Origin of the sequence: Akkermansia sp. BCRC 18949 (assembly GCF_045011645.1) — a bacterium.
Lineage (GTDB): Bacteria > Verrucomicrobiota > Verrucomicrobiia > Verrucomicrobiales > Akkermansiaceae > Akkermansia > Akkermansia massiliensis.
The window spans coordinates 2,570,447-2,591,159 of record NZ_CP123619.1; the positions used below are offsets into that span (position 1 = coordinate 2,570,447).

A 20,713-nucleotide genomic window follows, 5' to 3' on the forward strand; every position below is an offset into this window, starting at 1 on the left:
AAAAATCCATGGACCGGAGTTGAGCAGTCCTCAAAAAAGACCGGGGGGCTATTTGGCCTCCCCTTCTTCGCCGCCGGCGTCAGCCGCGGCCTTGTCCGAGGGCCGCTTGCGGCGGTGCGCAAAAACGTTTTCCTGCTGCCACACGCGGGAAAAGGCGGACGTGATGAGACCCGTGGAAATGGCGATGATGGATACGGCAATGAACATGATCACCCCGGTAAAAATGCGCCCCATGGGCGTAATAGGCACCAGATCGCCATACCCCACCGTGCTCAGGGTCTCCACGGCGAACCAGAGAGCGTCAAAAAAGGAGCGGAACTTCTCCGGCTGGGCTTCATGCTCCGCAATGTAAATGCCCAGGGAAGTGACGTACAGCATGAACAGGATCACGGAGAAGAACAGGAAAAACTCATCCCGGATCAGGTAAAAGGCCTTTTTAAAACTGGCCGCAGTTTCGTTAAACCGGGCCAGCTTGAAGATGGCCAGCACGCGGACAATCCGCAGGGAATAAAGAATCTGCCAGTCCAACCCGAAAAACATGCCCAGGAACGGCACGCAGACGATGAAATCCAGAATGCCCATGCCGCTGAAGATATAAGCCTTCCGCGGCTTGGCGCACAGCACCCGCAGGATGTACTCAAACACAAAGAAATAGCTGATCCAGTAATTCACCTTGGCCGCAATGCGGCCTACCAGCGGGTGAACGTCCGGAATGGCATTCAGCGTGTACAGCATGAACCATACCAGAATCAGCACCCTGACGACGTTCTCCCAGGGACCGAAATTGGCTGCGCCTTGCTTGGTGCGGGTAATCAGGGGCATGGCGGGAATCAGGGATGAAGGGCGGCTTTCCATTCGTCAGCCTTGAAGCCGACGCAGATCCTCCCGTTGGTGATTAAAATGGGGCGTTTGACCAGCATGCCGTTGGTAGCCAGCAGGGCCACCTGGTCCTCCAGGCTCATGCCGGGAAGCCTGTCTTTCAAATTCATGCTCTTGTACAGCAGGCCGCTGGTATTGAAAAACCTCTTGGACGGCAAGCCGCTCTCTTCAATCCAGGTCCGGAGCTCCTCCTCCGTGGGGTTCTGCTCCACAATGTGGCGGTCCTTATAGGAAACGCCCTGTTCATCAAGCCATTTTTTGGCTTTCTGGCAAGTCGTGCACTTGGGATATTCAATAAACAAGGAAGGCATACCTGCACGCTAGCCCCGTAAACACACCGGGTCAAGCGGCCAGCACAGCCATCCTGCCGTCATGACTTGATTGGAACACGCCGGGCGCATCCGCCGCAAAAATGGCGTACCCTGAAAGAGGAACCGGAATGCGTGCAGGCGCAGCGGAAAGCCGCCAGGCACGCCAGAACGTCAGAGCACCATGGCGCTTCCCAGTTGCGCGATGGAAACGGGATTGGGCTGCCGCTCCCTGAGCGCCTCCGCCAGAGCCAGGGAAGCTTTCTCCTCCCCGTGCGCCAGGATGATGTTCCTTTTGGGCCCACCGGTCTTGTCAAAATACTCCAGCAACTCTCCATGGTCTGCATGCCCGGAGAAGGAATCCATCTCCCGTATCCTGGCCCGGACGGTGTACTGCTTGCCCAGGATGGGAACCTCCTTCCACCCGTCCATGATCTTGCGGCCCAGCGTATGTTCCGCGCAATAGCCCACAAAAAGGACCGTATTCTTCGGGTTGCCGATGTTGTTTGCCAAGTGGTGGAGGATGCGCCCGGCTTCACACATGCCGGAGGCGGAAATAATAATAGCCTGCCCGTTCATCTTGTTCAGCTCCTGGGATTCCCCTACGGAACGGATAAGCCGCAGCTGTTCAAAACAGAACGGATCCTTTTCCCGGAACAGGAAATCGTACACCTCCTTGTTGAAGCACTCCGGATGAATGCGGAATATTTCCGTGGCGCCCACGGCCATGGGGCTGTCCACATACACGGGCAGCAAAGGCAGCGAGCCTTCATGATAAGCCCTGTTCAGCAGGTAAAGAAGCTGCTGGGTGCGTTCCACGGCAAAAGCCGGAATGTAAACGCGGCCGCCCAGCGCCAGAGCCTCCTTGATGGCCCGGCAGAAGGTCTCGTCATCACGGGAGGGAGCCTCATGGAAACGTCCGCCATAGGTGCTCTCCATCAGCAAAATGTCCACATCCGGAACAGGCACGGGGTCACGGAGAAGTTCATTATCCCCACGCCCCACGTCCCCGGAAAACAGGAAGCGTTTCTTCCGTCCGTCTTCCCGGTCCTCAATATCCAGGCACACCTGGGCGGCCCCCAGGATATGGCCCGCATCATAAAACGTGAGCGTCACGCCCGGAACGACGGGAATGGGCCGATCATACCCGATATTCACGAACTGGCGCATGCACCGTTCCGCGTCCTGCTCGGAATAAGTGGGGTAAATCTCCGGCTGCTGAATGCCCCGGCGCTTGTTCATCTTATTAATGAACGCGCAATCGTGCTCCTGGATGCGGGCGGCGTCCGCCAGCATGAGCTGGCAGAGGTCCCGGGTCGCAAACGTACTGTAAATATTCCCCTGAAACCCCTGCTTCACCAGATTGGGAAGGTTGCCGGAATGGTCGATGTGCGCGTGGGAAAGAACCACCGCATCCACCTCCGCCGGAGAAAAATAGGGAAAATCCTTGTTGATGTGCCAGGCCTCCTCACGCCGCCCCTGGTACATGCCGCAATCCAGAAGAATCCTGCTCCCGTTCACCTCCAGCAAATGCTGGGACCCCGTCGTCGTACCCGCCGCGCCGCAAAAATGAATTTTCATTAATACATGTGTACAACAAGCCCCCGGCCAACGCAAGAAATCAATGCCTGAAGCTTGCAATTCAAAGGACTTGCCCCTCTGAAAAGAGAAAGAAGGAAACTGCCGGGGCGTAAACAATTTCCCGCGCCGGAAACGGCAGCCCTTTTGGAAACCGCGATACGTCAATCAAGAAGAATCATGCCCTTTCTCTCTCCGCCAGCCTTGGAGAAGAAAACTACAGTTTGAACCGTCCTCCGCTCCGTACCGCATTTCTGCAAACGTCAAGCTTCACCTCCATCCCCGCCCGGTTTCCGGCCCTTGTAAAAACTTATCCGGCAATACACACAACGCCCCGGACCTGCATCATGACTGAAAACCGGAACATCCCGCGTCTAGAAATAATACCTGTATAACTACCGGGAAAAAGAACCCGCACGAACTCTCTGAGGAAAATTCCGTTATGAACGCGCACGCCTCTTGAAAAGCCATGGCTTTTCAAGACGCTCCCTCCCACTTTTCAGAAAACCTTTGCGGCCAGGGTACAAAAAGGGCGGGAATCTCCCGCCCTGTACATGCCGCCGTCAGGCTGCAAAAACTTACTTGTCTTCCGGCTTGGTTTCCGCCGGCGTCTCCGCTTCCACGTCAATGGGCTGGGAAAGCTCGGGAGAGGGGCGGGACTCCGGCTTGGAGGCGGAAGCATCGCTCACGGTTTCCTTTTCCGTCTTCAACAGCTCCTCTTCAAACTCGGACTTGGCCTTCTTGAACTCTCCCAGGCTCTTGCCTAGGCCGCGGGCGAGATCCGGGAGTTTCTTAGCGCCGAACAGCAGGAAAACGATCACCAGAATGGCGATAATCTCCGGCGTTCCCAGACCAAAAATAGCTAACGTGTTCATCATGGAGTGCTACGGTGTTTTTAACAGATTTTTTTCATGACGGATACTCCATAATACGCTTCATGCGTCATCAGAGGATTCCTGTTCCTGTTTTTGCTGCTCCGCAAGCCTTCTAACGGCAAAACGGTGGAAACGCCAAACGATCAGGAAAATCACCAGGGAAAGCGTAGCCATGCTGCCCCACAGCAGCCAGAACGCGGCGGAAGCCGCCCCTTCATCCCCCAGTTCTCCGGCCTGGTTCCAATAATAATAGGACAGCACCGGATTCCAGGACAGGGTGCTGCCCGGCAGAAGATGGAGGCGCGCCATGCGGTTCATGGCCGGCAGATAAGCCGCCTGGGCGGATGCTTTCATCAGGGAATCCCCCTGCGCATCATCGCCCCGCGTATAATACACCTGGGCCAGCATGTACATGGCCTTGGGGTCCCCCGTTGCGTCTGCCGCGCGCCGCAGCAGCCTGTAGGCTTCATCCGCATCCAGTTCCCCGCCCTTCCCGTTCTGGAGCAATTCCGCGGCCTTCAGGGCGGCAGGGGGGTAACCGATGGCGGCGGCTTCACGGTACAGGGCCAGCGCGCGCGCCGCCTGTTCTCCGGAAGGAGAGCCTTCCATCAGCATGTCCGCCAGGGCAGCCATGCTGTACGGATCCTTCCATTCCGCGCCTTTTTCAAACCAGTTGAGGGCTTTTTCCCGGTCAGGGGGCATATACTTGCCGTCCCGGTACATCATGCCCAGTTCCATGACGGCGCCCAGATCCTTCCGTCCGGCCGCCTTTTCAAACCATTCCACGGCCTTGGCCGCATCCTGCGGAACGCCCAGGCCATCCCGGTACTTGAATGCCAGAAGCCCCTGCGCCGTCAGGTTGCCGCTTTCCGCAGCATGAAGGAGATACGGAACCGACTTTTCCGGAGAGCTGTCCGGAACCAGCTTCCGTTCATAAACAAGGGCCGCCCACAACGCCGCCTTGGAATCGCCGGCGTCCGCCTCTTTCCTCCATGTTTGGAGGGCTTTTTCATAATAGCGGGCCGCCATTTCCTCATTCTTCGGACCGCCTGTTCCCTTGGAGGCCATTACAGCCACCTGGTACTGGGCCGCGGCATTGCCGCTGTCAGCGGCGCGGGCAAACCAGTACCGGGCCTTTTCAAGATTCTTGGGGTACAGGCGGCTGCCTGTATAAAACAGCTTGCCCAAATCCAGCATGGAATCCACGTCCCCGCCATTGGCCTCCTTCTCCGCCAGGGAAACATATTCAGACATCCATTTGGACGTCTCCGGGGCATTCCCCTCCACATCATAATGCACTGCCAGTTCCCGGGCGGCAGCTTTATCCCCGTTATGGGCTTTCTCCTGAAGACTGGACAGGTACGTCCCAAAATCCCCCTCACCGGCAGGAGCCGGGGAGGGAACATCCTGAGACGCATGAAGCGGAGGCTGAACGAGGCACAGCCCACACAATCCGGCAAGGAGCCACCATTTGCACTGCTTCTTCATACCGGAACAAGTCAATCATTAACGGCCCCTGTTTCCGCGGGAGAAACCGCCGGAAGATCTGCTGCCAAAGCCCGGTTTGCGAAAACCGCCTTCACGACGCTGGAAGCCTCCCTCGCGGCGGTCTCCTCCGAAACCGCCTTCGCGGCGTTTGAAACCTCCTTCGCGACGTTGGAAGCCTCCTTCGCGGCGGTCTCCTCCGAAGCCGCCTTCACGGCGCTGGAAGCCTCCTTCGCGGCGGTCTCCGCCAAATCCTCCCTCTCGACGCTGAAAACCTCCTTCACGGCGGTCTCCGCCAAAGCCGCCTTCGCGACGTTGGAAGCCTCCTTCGCGGCGGTCTCCGCCAAAGCCGCCTTCACGACGCTGGAAGCCTCCCTCGCGGCGGTCTCCTCCGAAACCGCCTTCGCGGCGTTTGAATCCTCCTTCACGACGGTCTCCACCAAATCCGCCTTCACGGCGCTGGAATCCTCCTTCACGGCGGTCTCCGCCAAAGCCGCCTTCACGGCGCTGGAAGCCTCCCTCGCGGCGGTCTCCTCCGAAACCGCCTTCGCGGCGTTTGAAGCCTCCCTCGCGGCGGTCTCCGCCAAATCCTCCTTCACGGCGTTGGAAACCTCCCTCGCGGCGGTCTCCTCCGAAGCCGCCTTCACGGCGCTGGAATCCTCCTTCGCGGCGGTCTCCTCTGAAACCTCCTTCACGACGCTGGAAGCCTCCCTCACGGCGATTGCCACCGAAACCGCCTTCGCGGCGTCCACGGAAACCATCTTCCCGGCGTTCGCGGGAACGGAATCCGGAATCATCCCGAAGGTCTTCCCCGTCCTTGATTTCATCCTCGTCTTCCGTATCCGCAAAGCGGGTTTTCATTTCCGGAGTAGGTTCATAAGAATCCCCAGCCTCAAAATCTTCCGGATTAAATACATAACCTTCATCGGAATCATTGTCTTTCCCGCTCTGTTCGCCCTTGGCGGAAGTCCCGGCGACAAGCTGGGAAGCGCCCAGGTACTTGCGCTGGCGGGGAGGATTCTTCAGCAGCAGGGCTACGTCCGCATCATCCAGGAATCTCCAGCTTCCGGGTTCCAGATCCCCCCCCCACAGGGAGCCGATGCGCACGCGCACCAGCTTGCGGACACGGAGACCCAGGCACTGGAACATCTGGCGCACCTGGCGTTTCAACCCCTGTTCCAGAACAATGCAGGCGCGGCGCGCGGAAGCGCGGCAGACGTACTTGGCCTTGGCATTGCCTTCCGGAATGCGGACTCCGCGCAAAAACTGCATCAGCACGGAATTGTCAAAATTCTGATCTACCGTCACCCAGTATTCCTTTTCAATCCCGCCGGTGGGGTGGGAAAGGGTCTGGGTCAGCTCCCCTTTGTTCGTCATGATCAGGAGGCCTTCGGAATCCGCATCCAGCCGTCCCACGTAATTCAGATGGCGCAGGCGCGGCGGCAGCAGGTCGTAAACAGTGCCTATGGCCCCCTGGGCTTCACGGCTGCATACGTACCCGCGCGGCTTGTTCAGCAGCACTACGACTTCTTCCATGGGGGTCATGTGGCGACCGTCCACCTTCACGAAATCCTTCTCCGTCACCCTCATTCCGGGCGTATCAATAACCTTCCCGTTCACTTCCACGCGTCCTTCCTCAATCAGTCTGTCAGCCACCCGGCGGGAATCAATGCCGCAGGATGCAAGGAATTTATTAATGCGGATACCTCCGTTTTCTTCGGAGCCATGTTGTTCTTCACTCATATTGGTATAATGTCCGCTATCTCAGCGGATGGTTTTGTATTGTTTGTATTACGGCAATTCACGCGCCCCAAAAAGAGGGATGGCCTTCTTTGCCGGAAGAAAAAAGCCTCTCGGTTCATAGACATCCGAGAGGCTTCCTGTATTAGGAAAATGACTTGCCGTGCATGACTCCGCCGGGAAACTCTCCGGAGGGGGTAAAAGCAGGCTTAAGCTTCATGCTTGGTCTTCGGCAGGCCGAGGGGGCTTTGGCCCTTCTTCCATTCGCCGCGTTCCTTGAGAAGCTTGACGCGTTCAAAACGCTTCAGGACGGAACGCTTGCCGCCTACGGTACCGGTTGCTTTGAGGCTGGAATGCTTGGACATGATCTTGTGTTTTGTAAAAGGTTCAGAAAGGTGCTTTACACCACCCTCACGGTGGCAGGCGGGGTTTTATAACGGAAGGCCCCGGTCTTGGCAAGAGAAATTTGACGCGTCGGCCAAATATCTCATTCCACGGCATCCTCCGGATGCGTTCTCAGCCACTCCCTCCATAAATCCGGACGGTTCAGCCGCGTACGCTCTAGGGACTTCCCGTGCTTCCACTTTTCAATGGCGGGATGATTGCCGCCCAGCAGGATGTCCGGGACGGCCAGCCCGCGGAACACGTTCGGCTTGGTATAGGCGGGCGCCTCCAGAAGACCGTTGGAAAAAGACTCCTCCACGGAAGAGCGTTCATCCCCCAGCACACCGGGAATCAGGCGCGCCACGGCATCAATCACCACCACGGCGGCAATCGCCCCGTTCGTGAGAATATAATCCCCGATGGACAGCTCCACATCCACCAGCTCTTCCACCACGCGGTGGTCCACCCCCTCATAATGCCCGCAGAGAATGATGAGGTGGCCGCCGGATGCGGCCAGCTCCCCGGCCAGGGACTGATTGAAGGTGCGGCCCTGCGGGGTCATCAGCACCACGCGCGTTTCCGGCCTGCGGAGTTCCTCCACGGCGGCAAAAATGGGTTCCGGTTTCAGCAGCATGCCCTGCCCGCCCCCGCAGAGGTAGTCGTCCGTCTTGCGGTGCTTGTCCACCGTCCAGTCACGGATGTTATGGCAGCGCACCTCCACCAGACCCTTTTCACGGGCCTTCCCCAGGATGCTGCCGCCCAGGGGAGCTTCCACCATCTCCGGGAACAGGGAGAGAACGTCAATAACCAGTCCAGCGGCCATAAGAAGGGAAGGAAAACGTCAGCGTTCGCGCTTGTGGCCGCGCAGCATGGCCTCAATGAAGGGGTCCAGGTTGCCGTCCATTACGTCCTGAATGTTGCCGGACTCCACGCCCGTGCGCAAATCCTTCACCATCTGGTAAGGCTGGAAGACGTAGGAACGGATCTGGTTGCCCCAGCCGATGTCCCCCTTTTCACTGTACTGGCGGTCAGCTTCCGCCTGCTTCTTGTCTTCCTCAATCTGGTACAGCTTGGCGCGCAGCATGTTCATGGCCTCCTCCTTGTTGCGAAGCTGGCTGCGTTCGTTCTGGCAGGCTACGATCACTCCGGAGGGAATGTGCGTGATGCGCACGGCGGTTTCCACCTTGTTCACATTCTGACCGCCCTTGCCGCCGGAACGGTAGGTGTCCACCTTCAAATCCTTGTCCAGAATCTCAATACTGATGGAATCGGAAACCTCCGGCGTAGCGTCCAGGGAGGCGAAGGAAGTGTGCCGCTTACCGGCGGAATCAAAGGGAGAAATGCGCACCAGGCGGTGGATGCCGCGTTCATTCTTCAAATAACCGTAAGCATACTCTCCATCCACCTTCAAGGTCACGGAACGGATGCCGGCGTCATCCCCGTCCGTGCTTTCCAGATAAGTCACGGAAAAGCCGCGGCGCTCACACCAGCGGATGTACATGCGCATCAGCATGGACGCCCAGTCACAGGCTTCCGTGCCGCCTGCCCCGGCGTGAATGGTCACATAACAGGAAGCCTGGTCCTGCGGGCCGTTCAACAAGGTCAGCAGCTCAAAATCCGCCAGGGACTTCTGCCATTTGGCAAACTCCTCCACGGCCTCCCGGCCCAGGTCGTCGTCATCCGCCTCCTGGGCCAATTCAATGGTAGCGTCAATATCCTCCAGACGGGATTTCAATGCGGAAAACGCCTCCATCCTGTGTTTCAGGGGATTCACTTCCGCCATCAGCGCCCGCGCGGCATTCTGGTCATCCCAGAAATCCGGAGCACTCATGCGTTCGTCCAACTCGGCCACTCGTTGTTGAATGCCGTCCAGGTCAAAGATAGCTCCCGAGCTCGGAAAGACGGCTGTGCAAAACAGCCGTGTCGAGCGCCGAGAGATCTGCAGCGATATGGGGATCCATGCGCGGGAACCTATCACGAATCACCTGAACGGAAAAGGGCAAAATACCGATTCTCCCGGTCATTCTTTTTTCAAGGAAAATTTCTCATGGAGATACTCCATAAGATTCTGGCAAGGGACGTGAGGTCCTTGTTCCCGGCAGTGCGGCTATCGGAAAAAGCAGGGGAAAGGACATATCCCACAGCCTGAACGAATCACAGGGCCGTGTATGGAGGTATCCCGTCCTTCCCGGATAGCCGGCACCCAAAGCGCAACGGAGGCTTGATCCAAATCCCGCCCGCCACCGGAACTAAAACCTACCCGGCAGAATCTTCCCCGGAACCCTCAAAAGGCCGTATCCGGCAGGACTTGAGCTTTTCAATCTCCTCAAAAGTCATGATATGCTCAATCTGGCAGGCAACCTCATTGGCGCGTTCTTCCGGAAGAGCCAGTTCCTCCCTCAGGAAATCAAACAAAATACCGTGGCTGACAATGATTTTTCCCGCGATTCTGCGGCCCTGGGGCGTCAGCTTGACGGGAGCATACTGCGTGTACTCCACCAGCCCCATGTCCGCCAGCTGCTTGACGGCAGACGTGACGGAAGGCATTTTCACCTTAAGCATCTCTGCAATATCCCGCACCTGGGCCGTTCCGCTCTTTTCAGACAGCAGCCCGATGGCCTCCAGATAATCCTCATTGCTCTTGGTCAGCTCCAACATGGTATAAGAGAACAGTTAATCCCTTAGGTGGAACTAACTCAAGACTTTTTCCATCCTTATTTGGAATGAGAAAAAAAACCGCCGCGAATATTACCATTCGCGGCGGTTAAATCAATCAGTGAATTACGGAGATAAGCTTACTTCTCTTCAGAAGGGCTCCATTCTTCGTTTTCACGGGTAGCCAGGTTGAAGGCGTGTTCCAGGCCCACCATATCGCTACTCGGGCGGAGAGCTTCAAAGGAGGCGGTTTCACGGCGGAGCTGCTCGGTGTCGTAATTGACGGCCTTGATGGAAAGGCCGATGCGGCGTTCGATGCTGTCCACCTTGATCACGCGGGCGGTGATTTCATCACCCACCTTGATCACGTCCTTCACGCGTTCCACGTGGTCTTCGCTAAGCTGGGAAATGTGAATCAGGCCGTCGATGTCCCCGTTCAGGTTCACAAAGGCGCCGAAGCTGGCGATCTTAGCCACCTGGCCGGTCACCATGTCACCCACCTTGAAGCGGTCGTTGATGGATTCCCACGGATCAGACTCGAGCTGCTTGATGCCAAGGGAGACACGCTGGTCTTCCTTCTTGATTTCCAGAACGATGGCTTCCACTTCGTCGCCCTTCTTGAGGACTTCGGAGGGGTGGTTGATCTTGCGGGTCCAGCTCATGTCGGACACGTGGATCATGCCGTCGATGCCTTCTTCCAGACCCACAAAGGCACCGTAGGGAGTAAGGTTGCGGACCTGGCCCTTGATAACGGTGCCGATCGGGAAGCGGGATTCGATATCCGCCCAGGGATTGTCTTCCAGCTGGCGAACGCCGAGGGAGATTTTCTGTTCCTTCACGGAAATGGAAAGCACCACGGCTTCGATTTCCTGGTCCAGCTTCAGCACGTCGCTCGGACGGGTGATTCTCTTGACCCAGGACAGTTCGGAAACGTGCACCAGGCCTTCCACGCCCTTTTCCAGCTCCACGAAGGCGCCGTAAGGCAGAAGCTTGGTCACGCGGCCCTTGACATGGGAATTGATCGGGTACTTGCGTTCGATGTCCGCCCAGGGATTGTCCGTCATCTGCTTCAGGCCCAGGGAAACGCGTTCCTTTTCGCGGTCCACTTCCAGAATCACGACTTCCAGGGACTGGCCGATGTGGAGCATTTCGCTCGGGTGGTTCACGCGGCCCCAGCTCATATCCGTGATATGAAGCAGGCCGTCCATGCCGCGGAGGTCGACAAAGGCGCCGAAGTCCGTGATGTTCTTCACGAGGCCTTCCACCTTGTCGCCTTCCTTGACGGTTTCAAGGAAGCGCTGGCGCTGGTCGGCGCGTTCGGCTTCGATCACTTCGCGGCGGGAAAGGACGATGTTCTTGCGGTCGTCGTTCACCTTGACGATCTTGAATTCGTAAACCTTGCCCACGTATTCGTTCAGGTCGCGCGGGGGAATGATATCCACCTGGGAACCGGGAAGGAAGGCTTCCACGCCAACGTTGACCATGAGGCCACCCTTGACGACGCTCTTCACTTTACCCTTGACTAGGCCGCCATCGCGGTACACGCCCACGATCTTATCCCAGTTCTGCTTATGGGCGGCCTTTTCCTTGGAAAGGACGACGATGCCTTCGTCGTTTTCGAGGCGTTCCAGAAGGACCTCGATCTGGTCCCCCACTTCGATTTCCTCGTCTTCAAACTCGGAAATGGAAATAGCGCCTTCGGACTTGTAGCCGATGTCCACCAAAACGACTTGGGGACGGATTTCCTGGATGGTTCCGGTAACGATGGAACCTTCACGCAATTCGCGGAACTTGCTGTCAATAAGTTCCGCCAGTTCAGTTGTGCTCATTTAAATGGTTGATGAGTTAGTATTGCCGATTTTTCTCATGGCCCCTTATTGGCCGGCGGGCAATCGGGGCGCCTTCCCCCGCCGGGCGAAAAATCGGTTGCCTTCAATACCAGTTTCACGCAAGAACTCAAGGCTTTTCTTGAAAAACTCCTTCCGATTTTTTTACGGCCCTGCGGCGCCCCGACGGATGGCGGCAAAAACAAGCGCACAAAAACCTTGTAGCCCTCCCTCCCCATGTTAAATTCCGGCTAATGGGAAAATGCGGAACATCCGCATCCGTCAACCACTCCCGCCGCAAAGCCATGAAAAAAATCATCCTGTCCCTCCTCGCTGCGGGGCTGTCCGGAACAGCCCTCCTTCACGCCGCGGAACCCGTCAAACTGGACCAGCCGGACCTGGAACGGGGGGCGCCAATTATGAAAGCCCTGTCCGACCGCCAATCCATCCGGAGCTTTTCTGAAAAAATGCTCTCCCAAAAAGATCTGTCAGACCTGCTCTGGGCCGCCAACGGAATCAACCGCCAGGAATCCGGCAAGCGTACCGCCCCGTCCGCCATGAACCGGCAGGACGTCAAAATTTACGTATGCACGAAAGACGCCTCCTACCTCTATGACCACAAGGCCCACGCCATGGTCCCCGTAAGCGACGGGGACGCGCGCCCGGCGGACGCGCCCATTTGCCTGGTTCTTGTGACGGACACGGCGGAACCCTGGGCAGCCATGGACGCCGGCATCGTCTCCCAGAACATCTCCCTGTTCTGCTCCGGAACGGGACTGGCTACCTACCCACGGGCCAGCATGAACAAGGAGGCCCTGGCAAAAGCCCTGAAACTGGCCTCCCCCCAAACGCCCATGCTCTGCCATCCGGTAGGGTATAAAAAATAACAACTTCCGGTTCCATCCTTTGGATGGGCCGGAAAAGGGGCCATCCGGAACCGGAAATGAATTCCGCAACAGGCGGAATCAGGGCTCCGGCAGAATATCCACGTAAATGCCGGGAGAGCTCCCTTCAATGGGCATCGCGCCTACCGTCCGGGCATAAAAATCGGCTGGCCCTACCCCGCCGATGATGCCGTAGGCATGCCCCATCTCACGGAGCGCGTTCAATGCGGAAACCAGCAAAACCTTGCCCACACCGCTCTTGCGCGCCTCCTCCGCAACCCCCATGGGGCCAAGAAAACCGCGCGCCGTCACGTCATAGCAGGCAAAGCCGAGAATCTTCTTCTCCCGTGTGGCAATATAACAGGAAATGGGCTGGCGGCTGAATGCAGTCTTCGTTTCACTCACCCACTTGGGAGAAAAATTCCGGCCTACCCATCCAGCCACCAAATGGCGTTCATAAGCCCCCGGCCGCCGGATCAAAATGCCGTCCTTCTCCAGCTTCCGCAACTCTTCTTCAATATCGGGCAAATCATACAGCCGTACCAGCATATCCATCATAACCCCGGCACCGTATCACAACCAAGTGCCGCGGCGAATAAAAAAAACTGGACAAACCCTCCTTTCAACCGTAGACTTCGCCGCACCACAAACAACGAGCTGTAGCGCAGGCTGGTAGCGCGCTTCGTTCGGGACGAAGAGGTCGCAGGTTCGAATCCTGTCAGCTCGACCATATTTTCCCATTGCAAGACCTTGTAATTCATTCATGTTACAAGGTCTTTCTCTTTTTCGACTTGTGTATTCCGCGACCTTGTTGATAAACTTTCTTGCCCCCGTACTTTTACTTGAACACCAGCTTGAGCCCTCTCTCCTGCGGTTCCATGCACAACAGCATTATCTTGTTCGTACGGAGAGATATGCACAGGAAAAGCGGCCTAACCATTCCGGAAATTTAATAGACCCCGACGCTCTGACGACTTGCGACATGGCTTTTATTCAAGGCCAGGCATCTGGCATGGGACTTTATCAGTCATCCGTCAAATTCCCATTGCCCAGAGCCTGCTTCTTTTTCTAAAATACAGGTAATGAGTGAATACTTCCTGAAACTCCCCGGCGATTCCCAGCCGAGAGCCTATTCCGAATATGAAGTCCGTGAATTTCTGGGACAGGGCGTGATCGACTCAACAACGCTCACCTGGAAACAGGGCATGGATGGATGGCAGCCTGTGGACCAGGTTCTGCCGTCAATGTCCCCCGTCCGGAAAGAATTGCAGGAGGCAGAGGAGGAAAACCAGCCAGCGGAACAGGAATACCGTTTGCGTTATCCTCTGGCCGGGCTTGCCAAATTATCCATCCTGGCGTGCTTCGTGCTGCTGCCTTTCATGCTCTGGAGCAGCTGGATTGTTTTCTCCAACAACGTCACCAATTATGAGGAAATCCAGATGCTCATCCAGCAGAACATGGCTCACCTGCCGTCCTTCGCGGTTCCGCTGGTTTTCCTTTTCAGCATCCTGTTCATTCCTTCCCTGCTCATCCAGTTGATCTGGCTGTACCGGGCATCCGCCAATGTCCAGGGCTTCCAAATTCCGGGGCTGCGGTTCACGCCATTCCTGAGCGTCCTCCTGAGCTGCATGCCGGTAGTCGGCATGGTGCTCAATGCCCTGATCCTTCAGGAATTATACCGGGCTTCAAAGAATCCGGCGGCATGGATGCTGCAAGCCCCCTCCCGGTCGCTGCGGCTGTATCTGCTCGTTACCACGGCTTTGACCCTGTGCGCGCTCTTCCCCTTTGGGGCGGAACATTACCTAACGGCATTTCTGGTGATCGGCTCGCTGATGACGGCGGCCAGCATTCTGTGGCTGGTCTGCGTCCTGCAAATCACCAGGAAGCAGCAGGAGCTGGTTTCCAAAAATCCGGACACACGCTCCTGACGGGGAAAACGCCGGGGTCAGCGGTCTCCCTTTTCCTCCGTGTCCGGACGGTCATCCGGAAGGATTTTATCCAGCGCTTCCATACTATTGTCCTTGTACAGGTTCTCCAGCAGCTTTTCCCATCCCGCCGCCATTTGAACCTGTTTCAGGGCAATAACGGGATCAGGCATCATCATTTCCGGGGAGGGAGCGTATTGTTTCAATACTTCATCCGGATTGATCCGGTTGAACGTCGTTTTTCCATAGCCCGGCATTCCCGCTTCATGGGCGATGGATTCAATCATCTCAAAATGCAGATGCGCCAGATAGTTGCCGTGCGCCGTTCCGACCGTGCCGATCTGCTCTCCGCGCCCCACCAGTGCCCCCAAAGGAATGTCGCTGACGGTTTTCAAATGAGCGTACAGGCTCTGCACAAAACGCCCGTCCGGCAGGCGGTGGAGCAGGACGACGACATTGCCCCAGTCCGGCGAAGGCTCTCCCGCATAAATCAACAGCCCGCGTCCGGCGGCCCTCACGGGCAGTCCCTCATCCGTGTTCTCGCCACCAATCCCATTCAAATCCTGTCCGGTATGCCGCCCTCCACGGGCGGCATTCATATCACCCAGTCCCTGGGCAACATAGGTAAAGGCGCCGTTTTCATCTCCGAGAGGGGACGTGAACGCATCCGCCAGCGGAGCCTTTGCCAGCTCCTGGGGCGTCAGCAAAATCATCCGGTAATCCACAGGCACCGGAGCAGACCGGGGAACATCCTCATCATAAATATTATGGCGCATCCCGGCATCCGGAGAGGCGGCATGGCTGGTTTTATACCAGGCAAACGCCGTAATCAGGATGCAGGCCGTTCCCAGAAGGCCCAGAATGACGCGGGATGTCGTCTTGTCTATCATCGTGCCGACTTTATATCCAATGAGCCGGATTTACAATCACAAGATGGTCAGTCCAGCGTCTCCGGAAACTTTTCCGTCCACAATTCGCGCGCCGCACGGATATCCTCCGCGGAAGCGCGTCCGGAGAGTTCCCAGACGAGCGGAACTCCATGCGGGAAAAAAGGCAGCAGGCGTTCAAACGGCACTCCGCCGCCCAGCAGGGGAACCTGGTGGTCCCGCGACGGCCACTTGACGTCGTTTACATGCCCACCTATCAAATGGGAAGACATCCTGCGGAGAAATTGTTCATGATTCAATATAAGGAGATTGTGCTTCCTTTGAATATGACCGAAGTCATGCCAGTACCCGATGAAGGGATTTTCCCCAAATTCCTGCATCAGCAGGCCCATTTCATCCTCGCTGGGAACCTGTTCATAATGGCTGCGCCCTTCAATGCCCAGCTTTACGCCAAGTTCCGCAGCATGGGGCAGAAGCTGCCGGATGGCCTCACGGGCACGTTCCAGATAAACGGGAGCAAGCCGGTTGCGGCGGCGCACAAACTCCCCCTTGGTTCCGGCAAATGACTCCGTTTCCACCATTCCCTGACGCGCCAGGCTCTGCAAATGAGCCGTATCCGTACGCTTCACCAGAGGTTCCACCGTCCCCATGTGCAGCACAATGTATCCGGCGCCCAGGGCGGCCCCCTGCTCCATGGATTTTTTCGTCAGCTCAATCGCCTTGGCGCGCACCTGCAGCAAATCTGCGGTAAACGGCCTACTGTCCGGAGCGTCCCCCACCTCGTCGATGGGTGCCGGGAAATAATTATGGACCCCGGCCACCTGAACCTTTCCGGCTTCCATCGCCCTCATGATGCCGGGCAGAAGGGAAAGCTTGATGCCGTGGGAAAGTTCCACATGGTCAAATCCCAGGGAGAGGATTTCATCAATCATCTCTTCCCCGTCCTGATGGCGGTGGGAGTTCCAGCATGTAGAAAATACCAGCATAGGCAACGGTCAACTGTTATGAACTGATGGAGCCGGGTTCCGTATAGGAATCCTTCATCCATTCCCTGACGGCGGCAGTCATGCTGCCGGCCACATCCGCTCGCGGTTTGACGAAGGCCGGGACAAACCACGGGAACGCCCCCACCAGGTCATGAATCACCACCACGTCCCCGTCACACGTATGCGCGCCGGAACCGATGCCCAGCGTGGGAATGGGGGAATGCACGGTAATCTGGCGGGCCGCATGAGGCGTCACGCCCTCCACGACCACAGCGCAGGCACCCGCCTCCGCCACGGCTTCCACATCCTTCACCAGGGCTTCCTCCTCAGCGGAGGATTTCCCTTTGATTTTATATCCGCCTTCCTCCAGCACCTTTTGCGGCAAGAGGCCGATATGCCCTACCACGGGAATGCCGGCATCCACAATGGCACGTATCTTTTCCGCCTGGGCGGCTCCCCCCTCCAGCTTGACGGCGTCCGCTCCGGCCTGGAACAGCCTCCTTGCAGACTGCACGGCCTGCTCCACCGTATCATAGGTATGAATGGGCATATCTCCCACCAGCAGGGCATTCTTCACGCCGCGCGCCGTGGCTTCCACATGGTGAATCATGTGGTCCAGCGTCACATGGGTGGTATCCGGAAACCCCAGAAGCACCATTCCCACGGAATCGCCTACCAGCACAATATCCACGCCGGCCTCATCCAGAAGGCGGCCCGTAGGGTAGTCATAAGCAGTCACCAGCGTCACGTGCCGCCTGTTCTTGCAGGCGCGGATGCGTTCCGCTTTTTCAAGAGATTGATTCATGATGTTCTATAAACATGCAGTTACCAGCGTTCCGATACCAGGAGCGGGTCAGCCTCATCCGTATCCAGTTCCGCCAGCAGGCAGGAAACCGTTTTAGCCTGGCGGGGCAGAATGAGGTCCGACCTGATGTCGGAAAGAGGCTTCAAGACAAATTTTCTCAAATGAGCCCTGGGATGGGGGAGAATCAGGCGGGGCGGATCGTTGACCACCATGTCCCCCGCGTAAATGATGTCCACGTCCGCCGTACGGGGTTCGCAGCGGATTCCGGAGCGGATGCGTCCCAGGGCGCGTTCTATGCCCTGGCAATGCACCAGCAGTTCTTCCACCGTACCGGGCCAGGTGAACTCCACCACGGCATTCAAATAATCATCCGCGCCATGCGGACATCCCTGCGGACTGGTAGCATACAGGGAGGATTGCAGGAAAGGATCGTCGGACAGGCTCATCTTCAGCAGATGGTCCCTGGCCTGAACCATCAGGCTGTTTTTGTCCCCCATATTGGATCCCAGTGCGATGCCGGCTCTCTTCATCAGCAAAAAAGGCATCATGGCCGTTCCGGGAAAGGGGGACGGCCATGATGCGGAAAAATTATAATTGGGAAAGGCCCAGAACGTCTTCCATGGTATACAGCCCCGGTTCCCTGCCCTGCAGCCAGAGAGCTGCACGGACCGCTCCGGAGGCAAACGTCATGCGGCTGGATGCCTTGTGGGTAAGCTCCAAACGTTCTCCGTCAGAGGCAAACACCACGGTATGGTCTCCTACTACATCCCCTCCGCGCAGGGAATGCATGCCTATTTCATTGGCGGGACGGGGACCCACCAGGCCTTCGCGGCCAAAAACCACGCTGTCTTCATAATTCCTGCCAATGGCGCCGGACAGGATTTCCGCCAGCGTCCGGGCCGTGCCGGAAGGAGCGTCAATCTTGTGGCGGTGATGCATTTCCATCACCTCAATGTCGCAGCTGCCGCCCAGGATCTGGGCCGCCTTGCGCGTCAGCCAGAACAGGGCGTTCACTCCTGCGGAATAGTTGGACGCGAATACGATCGGGATGGATGCGGCTGCATCCATAATCTCCTGACGTTCCAGCTCCGTATGCCCCGTGGTGCCTATCACCAGGGGCTTGTTATTGGCTACGGCTTCCGCCAGCAGGGTGCTGGTGAAAGCATGGTGGGAAAAATCAATGGCGACGTCGCATTTGGCGAGAGCCGGATAAAGTTCCTGCCCCTGGTCGTACGTGGCGCCCACGCAGGTGTCCGGATTCTGCGTCACCGCCTCCTGGACAGCCTGGCCCATGCGGCCCGAAATGCCTGTAACAAGAATGGAAATCATATAGTTGAGATATCAAAGAACGTTGAAACGTTGAAGAAGCGCGGAAAGCTGGGCTTCCTTTTCTTCCGGCAAAGGAACCAGCGGAAGCCGCACGCCGGGCTGGATATCCCCCCTCAGCGCCAGCGCCGCCTTGATCGGGACGGGGTTGGAATCCAGTGTCATGAGGCCCTTCATCAGTGGATAAAATGTTTTCTGGAGGGAAAGCATTTCACCCATATTCTGATCCAGGCCGGCTTTCACGATGGAATTCATGATTCCGGGAACCAGATTGGACGTTACGGAAACCAAGCCACTGGCGCCACAGGCCATAAAGGGAACCGTCAGGCCATCATCACCGCACAGGACGGTAAAATCTTCCGGAACCACCTGCATCAGCTGGTTCACGCGGTCCACGCTGCCGCCGGCCTCTTTCACGCAAATAATGTGGGGACAGTCCTTTGCCAGGCGTCCCACCGTCTCCACGCTGATTTCAATACCGCAACGGCCCGGGATGCTGTACAGCATGATCGGCAGGCGGGTGGCGTCCGCAATGGCCTTGAAATGGGCATAAACGCCATCCTGGGAGGGCTTGTTGTAATAAGGGCACACCTGAAGCGTTCCGTCCACGCCCATCTTCTCCGCCTCCTGGGTCATATGGATGGCCTCCGCGGTAGAATTGGCCCCCGTACCTGCAACTACCTGAATGCGGCCTGCCGCGCTCTCCACGGCCAGTTCAATCACCCTCAAGTGTTCTTTTACAGTCAAGGTGGGGGATTCACCCGTGGTGCCGACGGCCACAATGCCGGCCACGCCGGCAGCCACCTGGGCTTCCACAAGCATTCTAAAAGCCTCTTCATCGACCCGATTGCCGACAAACGGAGTCACAATTGCTGTATAAAGACCTTGAAACTTCATAACCTTACTTGGAAATATACTATATTAACAGACACTTTTTGTCACGACAGAATACAGAAATATGGCATGCCTGTCAGGCATCCCGGAATACCGTCCGGGAACAGACGGAACAAAATTCCAGACAGGAGTTGAACAAGGAAAGGGATGCTTCCGTCCTCATGCCGGGCTTCCAAGCGGCTTTTCTTCCATTGACAACGATGTATTCACGGTGAATATGACGCCCTTCCCTCCCGCACAGAAATAACGCCGCCGCACACGCGGAGGAAGCCAGCCTGGACTGGGAGACGTGCCGAAATACCGGACGGTGAATCACAACCTGGTTTATCCGGACGTCCTTCCTATTCAGACAATTCTCCAACCCTGCGGCATCTTCCTTCCAACATTGTTCCCTCCATCTTACCTTTCTTCCGGAACGGGAGACCATATTCACGACCATGGCGCCGGAAACAAAAACGTGCTCAAGCAGAATGGACAGGCGACTGCGTGCGGAACAATTCAGGCCCTGCACCTCAACCGCGGCATCCTCACAGTTGATCAAATAATCGACTCGTCCATAGAGGGTATGTACCAGCCCTGCGAAGGAAGCCAGATCCGGAGGATGGCCCAGACAGCCCGACATGCCAAAGTGATTGCCCCCTGGCAGACAGTCCACCACGCGGGAAGACTCTTCACCGGCTTCATGCAGCATGGCAACCACAGATCCCCGGCACGCAAACGCCTTGGCGGCGAGGTATCCTATGTTGCCGGCGTTCCCCAGGATGACCGCAACGGGCTTCTGAATGATATGGGATTTCATACGCCGCCATTTTTGATGGAAGAACGGGTGCCGTCAATAGCAGGGATATCCTTAAACCGTTAAGAAAGAAAGAGGGATAGTTAAGGAAATGTTACGTAAGGTAAGAACTCTATTACGACAGGGATAGCCGTCCTCCTTGGTTGCCTCATCCTCCTTCAGTTCCACTTAGCCGGAGTAGAGGAAGAGAAGGAGATTCAAGATTTTCCATCAAGAAAAGAACAAGCCCCGCCAGTTGAGGAACTGGCGGGGCCTGATGAAAAAAATCCCGGCGGCGACCTACTCTTGCGGGACCTATCGTCCGACTACCATTGGCGCGGCAGCGTTTCACTTCCGGGTTCGGAACGGGACCGGGTGGGACCACTGCGCTCTGGCCACCGGGCTTCAGGGGGAAGAGTTTTTCATTTTCTTCATCCTGCCTGCCCGGGAGCCCTTGGGGGGCTTTGAGGGGGATTTTTTAAGGGTTGTTGTGTGTGTGGC

General features: G+C 57.1%; 21 protein-coding genes, 1 tRNA gene and 1 rRNA gene. 4 read left to right on the forward strand and 19 right to left on the reverse strand.

Annotated elements, in window-relative coordinates; genetic code table 11:
• Window positions 1–48: 48 nt before the first annotated feature.
• The 11 genes from P8A25_RS10780 to P8A25_RS10830 all read right to left on the reverse strand — a co-directional run bounded on the left by P8A25_RS10780 (window position 49) and on the right by P8A25_RS10830 (window position 11,733).
• Window positions 49–822, reverse strand: a complete 774-nt coding sequence (locus tag P8A25_RS10780) for an ion transporter (protein WP_215443689.1) — start codon at window positions 820–822, stop codon at window positions 49–51.
• An 8-nt stretch (window positions 823–830) separates the two neighbouring features.
• Window positions 831–1,190, reverse strand: a complete 360-nt coding sequence (locus tag P8A25_RS10785) for an arsenate reductase family protein (protein WP_102737230.1) — start codon at window positions 1,188–1,190, stop codon at window positions 831–833.
• A 171-nt stretch (window positions 1,191–1,361) separates the two neighbouring features.
• The gene (locus P8A25_RS10790; protein WP_102727784.1) at window positions 1,362–2,768 is read right to left on the reverse strand and encodes an MBL fold metallo-hydrolase RNA specificity domain-containing protein; all 1,407 of its coding nucleotides are present in this window, start codon (window positions 2,766–2,768) and stop codon (window positions 1,362–1,364) included.
• Between the two features lie 575 nt (window positions 2,769–3,343).
• Window positions 3,344–3,643, reverse strand: a complete 300-nt coding sequence (gene tatA, locus P8A25_RS10795) for a twin-arginine translocase TatA/TatE family subunit (RefSeq protein ID WP_404838696.1) — start codon at window positions 3,641–3,643, stop codon at window positions 3,344–3,346.
• 57 nt (window positions 3,644–3,700) lie between these two features.
• Window positions 3,701–5,128 (reverse strand): SEL1-like repeat protein, encoded by a 1,428-nt coding sequence (locus P8A25_RS10800; protein ID WP_215443685.1) that lies wholly within the window; start codon window positions 5,126–5,128, stop codon window positions 3,701–3,703.
• Window positions 5,129–5,146: 18 nt separating this feature from the next.
• Complete coding sequence (locus tag P8A25_RS10805; protein WP_215443683.1) at window positions 5,147–6,868, reverse strand: pseudouridine synthase; 1,722 nt, start codon at window positions 6,866–6,868, stop codon at window positions 5,147–5,149.
• 206 nt (window positions 6,869–7,074) lie between these two features.
• The gene (locus tag P8A25_RS10810; protein WP_012419301.1) at window positions 7,075–7,230 is read right to left on the reverse strand and encodes a small basic protein; all 156 of its coding nucleotides are present in this window, start codon (window positions 7,228–7,230) and stop codon (window positions 7,075–7,077) included.
• A gap of 122 nt (window positions 7,231–7,352) precedes the next feature.
• Window positions 7,353–8,072: a tRNA (guanosine(37)-N1)-methyltransferase TrmD gene (gene trmD, locus P8A25_RS10815; protein WP_215443681.1), complete on the reverse strand. Its 720-nt coding sequence runs from the start codon at window positions 8,070–8,072 to the stop codon at window positions 7,353–7,355.
• An 18-nt stretch (window positions 8,073–8,090) separates the two neighbouring features.
• A protein-coding gene (gene prfB / locus P8A25_RS10820) for a peptide chain release factor 2 (RefSeq protein WP_215443679.1) occupies window positions 8,091–9,210 on the reverse strand; the annotation gives its coding sequence in 2 pieces (ribosomal slippage) (window positions 8,091–9,125 and window positions 9,127–9,210; 1,119 coding nt in all).
• A gap of 295 nt (window positions 9,211–9,505) precedes the next feature.
• Window positions 9,506–9,907 carry a metal-dependent transcriptional regulator gene (locus tag P8A25_RS10825; protein WP_102722898.1) on the reverse strand — a complete coding sequence of 134 codons (402 nt, stop codon included), beginning with the start codon at window positions 9,905–9,907 and terminating at the stop codon, window positions 9,506–9,508.
• 137 nt (window positions 9,908–10,044) lie between these two features.
• Window positions 10,045–11,733: a 30S ribosomal protein S1 gene (locus P8A25_RS10830; protein ID WP_102712389.1), complete on the reverse strand. Its 1,689-nt coding sequence runs from the start codon at window positions 11,731–11,733 to the stop codon at window positions 10,045–10,047.
• Between the two features lie 302 nt (window positions 11,734–12,035).
• Here P8A25_RS10830 and P8A25_RS10835 point away from each other — a divergent pair, with 302 nt between their 5' ends.
• Complete coding sequence (locus tag P8A25_RS10835) at window positions 12,036–12,617, forward strand: SagB/ThcOx family dehydrogenase (protein ID WP_215443677.1); 582 nt, start codon at window positions 12,036–12,038, stop codon at window positions 12,615–12,617.
• Window positions 12,618–12,695: 78 nt separating this feature from the next.
• On the opposite strand, the gene P8A25_RS10840 is transcribed toward P8A25_RS10835, so the two are convergent.
• Window positions 12,696–13,172, reverse strand: a complete 477-nt coding sequence (locus P8A25_RS10840; protein WP_102722899.1) for a GNAT family N-acetyltransferase — start codon at window positions 13,170–13,172, stop codon at window positions 12,696–12,698.
• A 95-nt stretch (window positions 13,173–13,267) separates the two neighbouring features.
• Here P8A25_RS10840 and P8A25_RS10845 point away from each other — a divergent pair.
• Window positions 13,268–13,344: transfer RNA gene (locus P8A25_RS10845), tRNA-Pro, on the forward strand.
• A gap of 352 nt (window positions 13,345–13,696) precedes the next feature.
• On the forward strand, window positions 13,697–14,542 hold the full coding sequence (locus P8A25_RS10850) for a GYF domain-containing protein (RefSeq protein WP_022396960.1): 846 nt from the start codon (window positions 13,697–13,699) through the stop codon (window positions 14,540–14,542).
• A 17-nt stretch (window positions 14,543–14,559) separates the two neighbouring features.
• Here P8A25_RS10850 and P8A25_RS10855 read toward each other — a convergent pair whose 3' ends face one another.
• The 6 genes from P8A25_RS10855 to dapA are packed head-to-tail and all read right to left on the reverse strand — an operon-like array spanning window position 14,560 to window position 19,440.
• The gene (locus P8A25_RS10855) at window positions 14,560–15,429 is read right to left on the reverse strand and encodes a M23 family metallopeptidase (RefSeq protein WP_102729114.1); all 870 of its coding nucleotides are present in this window, start codon (window positions 15,427–15,429) and stop codon (window positions 14,560–14,562) included.
• 47 nt (window positions 15,430–15,476) lie between these two features.
• Window positions 15,477–16,412, reverse strand: coding sequence for a sugar phosphate isomerase/epimerase (locus P8A25_RS10860; RefSeq protein ID WP_215443675.1), 936 nt, complete (start codon window positions 16,410–16,412; stop codon window positions 15,477–15,479).
• A 16-nt stretch (window positions 16,413–16,428) separates the two neighbouring features.
• Window positions 16,429–17,217 carry a 3-methyl-2-oxobutanoate hydroxymethyltransferase gene (panB, locus tag P8A25_RS10865; RefSeq protein WP_022396963.1) on the reverse strand — a complete coding sequence of 263 codons (789 nt, stop codon included), beginning with the start codon at window positions 17,215–17,217 and terminating at the stop codon, window positions 16,429–16,431.
• Between the two features lie 20 nt (window positions 17,218–17,237).
• Window positions 17,238–17,765, reverse strand: coding sequence for a 2-amino-4-hydroxy-6-hydroxymethyldihydropteridine diphosphokinase (gene folK / locus P8A25_RS10870; RefSeq protein WP_215443673.1), 528 nt, complete (start codon window positions 17,763–17,765; stop codon window positions 17,238–17,240).
• Window positions 17,766–17,805: 40 nt separating this feature from the next.
• On the reverse strand, window positions 17,806–18,546 hold the full coding sequence (gene dapB / locus P8A25_RS10875; RefSeq protein WP_102722906.1) for a 4-hydroxy-tetrahydrodipicolinate reductase: 741 nt from the start codon (window positions 18,544–18,546) through the stop codon (window positions 17,806–17,808).
• Between the two features lie 12 nt (window positions 18,547–18,558).
• The gene (dapA, locus tag P8A25_RS10880) at window positions 18,559–19,440 is read right to left on the reverse strand and encodes a 4-hydroxy-tetrahydrodipicolinate synthase (RefSeq protein WP_022396966.1); all 882 of its coding nucleotides are present in this window, start codon (window positions 19,438–19,440) and stop codon (window positions 18,559–18,561) included.
• Window positions 19,441–19,744: 304 nt separating this feature from the next.
• Here dapA and P8A25_RS10885 point away from each other — a divergent pair, with 304 nt between their 5' ends.
• Window positions 19,745–20,299 (forward strand): hypothetical protein, encoded by a 555-nt coding sequence (locus P8A25_RS10885; RefSeq protein ID WP_215443671.1) that lies wholly within the window; start codon window positions 19,745–19,747, stop codon window positions 20,297–20,299.
• 200 nt (window positions 20,300–20,499) lie between these two features.
• On the opposite strand, the gene rrf is transcribed toward P8A25_RS10885, so the two are convergent.
• Window positions 20,500–20,615: ribosomal RNA gene (gene rrf / locus P8A25_RS10890) — 5S ribosomal RNA — on the reverse strand.
• Window positions 20,616–20,713: the final 98 nt, after the last annotated feature.

Coding starts and splice junctions, on each gene's coding strand:
- P8A25_RS10780 (WP_215443689.1), bottom strand. CDS start 822: ATGCCCCTGATTACCCGCACCAAGCAAGGCGCAGCCAATTTCGGTCCC.
- P8A25_RS10785 (WP_102737230.1), bottom strand. CDS start 1,190: ATGCCTTCCTTGTTTATTGAATATCCCAAGTGCACGACTTGCCAGAAA.
- P8A25_RS10790 (WP_102727784.1), bottom strand. CDS start 2,768: ATGAAAATTCATTTTTGCGGCGCGGCGGGTACGACGACGGGGTCCCAG.
- tatA (WP_404838696.1), bottom strand. CDS start 3,643: ATGATGAACACGTTAGCTATTTTTGGTCTGGGAACGCCGGAGATTATC.
- P8A25_RS10800 (WP_215443685.1), bottom strand. CDS start 5,128: ATGAAGAAGCAGTGCAAATGGTGGCTCCTTGCCGGATTGTGTGGGCTG.
- P8A25_RS10805 (WP_215443683.1), bottom strand. CDS start 6,868: ATGAGTGAAGAACAACATGGCTCCGAAGAAAACGGAGGTATCCGCATT.
- P8A25_RS10810 (WP_012419301.1), bottom strand. CDS start 7,230: ATGTCCAAGCATTCCAGCCTCAAAGCAACCGGTACCGTAGGCGGCAAG.
- trmD (WP_215443681.1), bottom strand. CDS start 8,072: ATGGCCGCTGGACTGGTTATTGACGTTCTCTCCCTGTTCCCGGAGATG.
- P8A25_RS10825 (WP_102722898.1), bottom strand. CDS start 9,907: ATGTTGGAGCTGACCAAGAGCAATGAGGATTATCTGGAGGCCATCGGG.
- P8A25_RS10830 (WP_102712389.1), bottom strand. CDS start 11,733: ATGAGCACAACTGAACTGGCGGAACTTATTGACAGCAAGTTCCGCGAA.
- P8A25_RS10835 (WP_215443677.1), top strand. CDS start 12,036: ATGAAAAAAATCATCCTGTCCCTCCTCGCTGCGGGGCTGTCCGGAACA.
- P8A25_RS10840 (WP_102722899.1), bottom strand. CDS start 13,172: ATGATGGATATGCTGGTACGGCTGTATGATTTGCCCGATATTGAAGAA.
- P8A25_RS10850 (WP_022396960.1), top strand. CDS start 13,697: ATGAGTGAATACTTCCTGAAACTCCCCGGCGATTCCCAGCCGAGAGCC.
- P8A25_RS10855 (WP_102729114.1), bottom strand. CDS start 15,429: ATGATAGACAAGACGACATCCCGCGTCATTCTGGGCCTTCTGGGAACG.
- P8A25_RS10860 (WP_215443675.1), bottom strand. CDS start 16,412: ATGCTGGTATTTTCTACATGCTGGAACTCCCACCGCCATCAGGACGGG.
- panB (WP_022396963.1), bottom strand. CDS start 17,217: ATGAATCAATCTCTTGAAAAAGCGGAACGCATCCGCGCCTGCAAGAAC.
- folK (WP_215443673.1), bottom strand. CDS start 17,765: ATGATGCCTTTTTTGCTGATGAAGAGAGCCGGCATCGCACTGGGATCC.
- dapB (WP_102722906.1), bottom strand. CDS start 18,546: ATGATTTCCATTCTTGTTACAGGCATTTCGGGCCGCATGGGCCAGGCT.
- dapA (WP_022396966.1), bottom strand. CDS start 19,440: ATGAAGTTTCAAGGTCTTTATACAGCAATTGTGACTCCGTTTGTCGGC.